Annotated in this window: 5 protein-coding genes; all 5 read left to right on the top strand. The window is 73.2% G+C overall.

Annotation, left to right across the window (positions count from 1 at the left end):
- Positions 1–8: 8 nt before the first annotated feature.
- The 5 genes from AC5LSR_RS05960 to AC5LSR_RS05940 all read left to right on the top strand — a co-directional run bounded on the left by AC5LSR_RS05960 (position 9) and on the right by AC5LSR_RS05940 (position 6,256).
- Entirely contained in the window at positions 9–1,091 is a 1,083-nt protein-coding gene (locus tag AC5LSR_RS05960; protein WP_493468236.1) for a hypothetical protein, read from the top strand.
- 581 nt (positions 1,092–1,672) lie between these two features.
- Positions 1,673–2,788, top strand: coding sequence for a septum site-determining protein Ssd (gene ssd, locus AC5LSR_RS05955; RefSeq protein WP_250286072.1), 1,116 nt, complete (start codon positions 1,673–1,675; stop codon positions 2,786–2,788).
- Positions 2,785–4,203 (top strand): TadA family conjugal transfer-associated ATPase, encoded by a 1,419-nt coding sequence (locus tag AC5LSR_RS05950; RefSeq protein WP_250286073.1) that lies wholly within the window; start codon positions 2,785–2,787, stop codon positions 4,201–4,203. The genes ssd and AC5LSR_RS05950 overlap by 4 nt, the downstream gene beginning before the upstream one ends.
- Positions 4,203–5,213 (top strand): type II secretion system F family protein, encoded by a 1,011-nt coding sequence (locus AC5LSR_RS05945; RefSeq protein ID WP_493468234.1) that lies wholly within the window; start codon positions 4,203–4,205, stop codon positions 5,211–5,213. Before AC5LSR_RS05950 ends, AC5LSR_RS05945 begins: the two co-directional genes overlap by 1 nt.
- Positions 5,210–6,256 carry a type II secretion system F family protein gene (locus AC5LSR_RS05940; RefSeq protein ID WP_250287036.1) on the top strand — a complete coding sequence of 349 codons (1,047 nt, stop codon included), beginning with the start codon at positions 5,210–5,212 and terminating at the stop codon, positions 6,254–6,256. The genes AC5LSR_RS05945 and AC5LSR_RS05940 overlap by 4 nt, the downstream gene beginning before the upstream one ends.
- Positions 6,257–6,459: the final 203 nt, after the last annotated feature.

Here is a 6,459-nt window from a genome sequence, read left to right as displayed (position 1 = left end):
CGACCGAGGTGTCGCTGCGGGCCGCTCGGGCATCGGCTGCCCTGGAGGGTCACGACGTCGGCCTGGAGGCCCTGCGCGCGCGCCTGAACCGTGCCCTGCCAGCGGCGACGCCCGGTGCCGGTTCCCCCGCTGGCACCGCTGGCAGCGGTGCCAGCGGCTCGGCCGCCGACGCGAACGAAGGGGCCGGTGGACAGCCGGGTGACGAACCCGCCGGTGGCCTGGCGGGCACAGCCGGGGCCCTTGACATCGACGTCACACTCGGCGCGATCCGGCTTTACGCCGAACTGGGGACGCTGCGCGGCGCCTGGGAGCGGGCACCGCGACAGGCACTCGCCCGGATGCACGTGCTTGTCGCCCGCGGCCTCATCGCGGACATCGACCTCGGCCGGCCAAGAGAGCGGGAGCATCCCACCGCCTCGCCTGCTTCGTCCGCGGACCTCCTGCCCGCGGACGCTTCACCCGCGCCCGTCTCCCACACCGGCCGGCCGGCCGCTTCCGGTTCCAGCGGTCAGGTGGCTTCCGGCGGCTCGCCCACAGCGGTGCCCGCCGGGGGAACGGGCGTCGCGGCCATCGTGGATCCGGCAGACCCCCTCGGTCTGGGGCCGGCGCCCTCGCCTGCCGAGACCGCCGCGCGGCTGAGCGGGCTCACCGAACTGTTGCTGGCCCGGACTTCCGCGCCGGCGATTCTCGTGGCCGCGATCGTGGAAGGCGAACTGCTGACCATCCGCCCGTTCGGTACGTTCGATGGCATCATCGCCCGGGCCGCCGGACGGCTGGTGCTCATCAGCCGCGGTCTCGATCCGAAAGCCGTGACCGCGACGGATGTGGGCCACGTCGAATCCGGCCGTATCACCACCAGCGCGACGGCTATCAGCGACACGACCACCGCTGATATGACCGCCAGAAATGCGGCTACCCGCAATACGGCTACCGGTAACGTGCCCACCGACGGCTATGCCGACGCCGCCCGTGCCTACGCCGGAGCGGGCGCCGAAGGCGTCCGTCGATGGATCATTTATTACGCCCACGCGCTGGAACTGGGTGCCCGTGAATCCCTGGCCATCTGTGAGGCCGTCGTCCGGGCGAACTAAAAGTCAAGAGCCTCGTGACCGCATCCTCCTTACTTGATCGAAAGATTTGATCAATTTTGGATCAGTGCTGCGACCAGCATAAATAACTCAGAGTAATGTAAATTGCACGAGGTTACGCGACCCCGGCCGCCTCTACCAGATACTCGATCACACGGCCTCGCGTCCGGATGGTCACCCAGCATTGACCAGCGACTGTTACGGACGACCATCCAGACCGGCGGCATCATGCTCGCTCTTCCGCGCTCAACTTCCGCACGCGCACTCTTCCGCATTCGGCTTCTGCGGCTCGAGCCACCGAGCCGCGCCTTCACCTCGGGGGCGATCCTACCACGGTCCGGCCGTCGAGCCAGCGGCCCGCCTCAACAGATTAACGGGTCGGTGGATCGGCGTCGGTGGATCGGCGTCGGTGGACTGTCGACGTCATCGACGTAGATCGATCATTACCGGCCCGAAAATCCTTTATTAGAACATATTCGGAGGCTGTGGAGAACGAATTATCCACAGGCCCGATGTGCGTCATGGTGGACGTCCGTCCCCGCTATCCGACGGCTCCCACTATCCGACGACAGAAGGGCCCTGCCATGACATCCGCACCGCCCGTCCCCAGCCTCGCTCCCGAACCCGGGCCGGGTGCCCGGCCGCTGGTCGTCACCGACGAACCGCCGCTGCTCGACGATCTCCTGCGGCTCGCCGCGACGGCCGGAGCCACCGTGGACGCCGTGGCCGACGCCGACCTCGCCCGCCGGTACTGGAACAGCGCCCCGCTCATCCTCGTCGGGGCCGACCGGGTGCCGTCCTGCGTCGCGCTCGGGCTCCCCCGGCGTCCGGGCATCGTGCTGGTCAGCTCCGACCTCGACGACGGCGGGGTGTGGGAGGCCGCGGTCCGGCTCGGCGCCGAGCATGTCGCCTTCCTCCCCGACGCGGAGGACTGGCTGATCGACGTCTTCGTCGACGCCACCGAACCGGACCAGCGGTACGGCACCATGATCGGCGTGGTGGGCGGCCGCGGCGGCGCGGGGGCCACCAGCCTCGCGATCGCGCTGACCCTCGCGTCCCTGCGCCGTGGCCACGACACGGTCCTGGTGGACGCCGACCCGCTCGGCGGCGGCATCGACCTCGCCCTCGGTATCGAGGAGCGGCCCGGGATGCGCTGGCCGGATCTGGTGTCCGCCCACGGCCGGCTGCCACGCCGGGCACTGACCGGGGTGCTGCCCTGCCTCGGGGAACTCCCCGTGCTCTCCTGGGACAGGACCAGCCCGACGGCGATCACACCGTCCGTCATGACCTCGGCCATGGCCAGTGTCCGGCGCGGGAACGATCTGCTGGTGGTCGACCTTCCCCGGTTTCCCGACCTGACCGCGGCCGCGGCCATGCAGATGGCCGAGCTCATCCTTGTGGTCGTGCCGGCCGAGGTCCGCGCAGTCGCCGCCGCCGGCCGGGTGTGCGACACGGTCAACCGGTACTGTGCCGACGTCCGTGTCGTTGTGCGCCTGCCAGGCCCGGCCAGGCTGCAGGCCGATGTCGTCTCCGACGCGCTCGGGCTGCCGGTGGCCGGGACGCTACGGCACGACCAGGGCCTCGCCTCCGGGCTGGAGCGGGGCGAACCGCCGGGCGGCCGGCGCCGCAGCTCGCTGGCCCGGGTCAGCGGCCGGATCCTCGACGACCTCGGCCTGGCCCGTCCGGACGTGGCAGCATGAACGAGTATTCCGCCGCCGAGCGCTCCACGCCCGGGGCCGCGCCATACCACTCCCACGATCACATCACTGTCCAGCGGAGGGGCCCGGAACGCCCCTTGACGATGCCGGCCGCTGTCCCTCCCGGCACCGCTGTCCCTCCCGGCACCGCGGACGCCGCGCACCCTGACGAGGAGCTGCTGGCCGGGATCCGCCGACGGCTGGTCGGCTCCGGCGCCGCGATGACGTCCGCGCGCATCGCGGCGGCCGTCCGGGCCGAAACCGGCCCTGCCGACGGCGACTCGCTGGATCTCTACCGGTCGCTGGAGTCGGAGCTTGTCGGTGCCGGCCCGCTTGAGCCGCTGCTGGCCGACCCCTTCGTCACCGACATCCTGGTCAACGGGCCGGCGGAGGTCTGGGTGGACCGCGGCAGCGGCCTCCAGCGGTGCGGGATCACCTTCCCCGACGACGACGCGGTACGCCGGCTCGCCGTCCGGCTGGCCGCCGCGACCGGCCGGCGCCTGGACGCCGCCACCCCGTTCACCGACGCGCGCCTCGGCGACGGCACCCGCCTGCACGCCGTGCTCGCGCCTGTCGCGGTCACGGGCACCTGCCTGTCCCTGCGGATCCCACGGCCGCGTCCGTTCACCCTGGACGATCTCGTATCGACCGGCACGGTCGCCCCCGCCATGGCCGAGGCACTGGACGCGCTCGTGCGGGGCAGGCTGGCCACCCTGGTCACCGGCGGCACCGGTTCGGGCAAGACGACCATGATGGGCACGCTGCTGGGCCGGGTCGACCCCGCCGACCGGGTCGTGATCGTGGAGGACACCGCCGAGCTCGTCGTGGACCTGGCGCACGTCGTCCGCCTGGAGTCCCGGCCGCCGAACATCGAGGGCGCGGGCGGTATCGACCTGCGGGATCTGGTACGTCAGGCACTGCGGATGCGGCCTGACCGGATCGTCGTCGGCGAGGTCCGCGGCGCCGAGGTCGTGGATCTCCTGGTCGCGCTCAATACTGGTCATGAGGGCGGGCTGAGCACCGTCCACGCGAACGCGGCGGCCGATCTGCCAGCCCGGATGGAGGCGCTTGCCGCGCTCGCGGGCCTGGACCGGACGGCCCTGCACAGCCAGCTCGCCTCGGCGGTGCAGGCCATCGTCCACCTCAGGCGAGATCGTGACGGAATCCGTCGGCTGAGCGAGATCGGCGTGCTCTTCCGCGACCAGAGCGGGCTTGTGCATGTACTGGACGCTCTGTGCCTGCGCCGGCGCCCGCCGTCGCGTGACCCCCGGGACAGCGGGAGCGGCCACGGGGACGGCTACCTGGACACTCCCCAGGTCGTCGTGGCCGGGGCCGGGGCGCGGGTTCTCGACCGGATGCTCGCCGAGCGCGGCGGGCCGCGCCCTGACCTGCTCCGCGCCGCCGCCGGTGGTCGGTGATGCTGGCCGTGGCACTTGCCGCCGGCTGCTGCGCCGGCGCCGCGGCGCTGGCCGCCGGGCCGGTCGGGCGGCGGCCGCCCCGGGTCCGCGCGGCGGCCACGGCATGGCCGGAGCCGAACTGGCAGGGCCGTGGAACCGGTGGCGCGTCAGGCCACAATCCAAACGTTTCTGGTCACCGGCCGAAACCATCGGTGGCCCGGCCGGCCGACCGGTCCTGGCTACCCGTGGCGGTCGCGGCGGCGGGGACGGCCGTCATCGGTGTGCTTCTGGGCCCGGTGGCCGCCGGCACGGGTGTCGTCGGCGCCGTGACGCTCCGACGGGCTCTGTGGCGCGCCGCGGACCAACGGTGGCGCGGTAGGCAGCGGGCAGGCGCGGAGGAGATCATCGCCGCGCTCGCCACCGAGCTCGAGGCCGGCCGGCGGCCCGACGAGGCCCTGCGGGCGGCCGTCGACGACGCCGGCGGGCCGGGCAGGCCTGACGAGCCTGTCGCGCCTGGTCACGACCGGCGGCGCGCGGCCGGCCGGGGCGTACGCATACACGACCCGCTGGCGCTGCGCGTCGCGCTCGCCCACCGGACGGACCCGGCCGTCGCGCTCGCGGCGTGCGAGGCGCCGACGTTGCGTCAGCTTGCGGCCGCATGGCGGGTGAGCCAGCACGCCGGTATCCCGTTGGCCCCGCTGGCGAACAGGCTCGCCGCTGTCGTGCGCGACGAGCGTGAGCGGGACGGCGAGGTCGCCATGGCACTCGCCGGGCCGCGGGCCTCCGGGCGGCTGGTCGCCTCCCTGCCTGTCGCCGGGATCGCGCTTGGCGCGCTGCTCGGCGCCTCGCCGCTGACGGTCCTTCTGGGTACTCGAGCCGGAGCGCTCTGCCTGGTCGTCGGCCTGGCGCTCGACCTCGCCGGCCTGGCCTGGATCAACCGGCTCACCGAGGTGGCCGGTAACCGCGACGCAGGCATGCGCGATCGCAAGGACATCGATCACTCCCAGCAGCTGCAAGGGCTGCCCCGGTGAGCATCCAACCGCTGTGGCAGCCGCTGTGGCAGCCGTCGGTCGCCGACGGGCCGGCGCACACCTCACTCGCGCTGGCCGCTGGAGCCCCGGCCTTCTCCCGCCGCGAGCTCCTGCTCATCATGGCCGCGCTGTGCATGGCGTCCGCGTCCTGGCTGACCGGAACAACAACGCTACGTGACCATGTACAACGTCGTGTCGCCGTCTTCCGCCCGCTTTCCGGCACGGCCCCCGGGCCGACGCGGCGCTCCCTCGAACGGCGGGTAGCGGACGCGCAGGCGGCGGGCACCGGTCATCCGTCCGCAGGCCGGACGGCCGGTGAGCGCATGACCGGTGGATGGCGCCCGAACGTGCGCGGGCCGACGCTGCGACGGGCCGTTCTCAGCGTGGCGGCCGGCCTCGGGCCCGCCGTGGTCCTGCCCGTACCGGCGGGCGTGGTCGTCGGGATCATCGTCGGCACTGTCGCGGCCCGGCTGCTGGCCTCCGCGCCGGATCAGGATGCCCAGCACCGGCAGGCACGTCTCGTCGAGGATCTGCCGCTGGCTCTCGACCTGATCGCGGCCTGCCTGACGGCCGGTGCGCCCATTGTGGCAGCCCTGGGCATCGTGGCCGGCGCTGTCGCTGGCCCGCTCGGAGCGGAGCTGGGCATGGTCAGCCGCGGCCTGCGTCTCGGCGCGTCCATGGCGGAGGCGTGCGGCCGGCTGCTCGGCCCCGGGCCGGGTTCCTCAGGGCCTGCGGCGAACCGGTGGGCCAGGCTCGTCCCGGGCAGGCTCGGCCGACCGGCGGCCACGGCGGAGGCGCACGAGATCGCGGCGTTCGCACGGGCGCTGCACCGCAGCGAGGAATCCGGTGCCCGCCTGGCCGCGACCCTGGAACGGCTGGCGAACCAGACCCGCGTCAGGCGGCAGGAACGCGCGTTGACCGCGGCCCGCCGGGCGGGAGTCATCGCCGTGGCACCACTCGGCCTGTGTTTCCTGCCCGCCTTCATCGCGCTCGGGGTCGTACCGGTCGTGATGGGAGCCGGCTCGGCCCTGACACTGCCATGACCATCGTCTCCACGACCGTGTTACAAAGCCTCTCCCGCCCGCCCGCGCAGGCCTGGGCCACAGGAACTCCGGGGCCGGCCGCAAGGAGGCCAGCCGGGGAAAGGGCGGAAGCGGAGCCGAAGGGACGGCCGCCGCAACCGGCCGGTGCCTGCCCGGCCCGAGAACACCCGCCTTCGCATCAGGCAAGTGGTGGCCGGCCGGCC

This window comes from Protofrankia sp. CiP1_Cm_nod4 (assembly GCF_982290645.1).
Note: the sequence above shows the minus strand (reverse complement) of the source record. Positions and strands in the feature narration are given on the sequence as shown.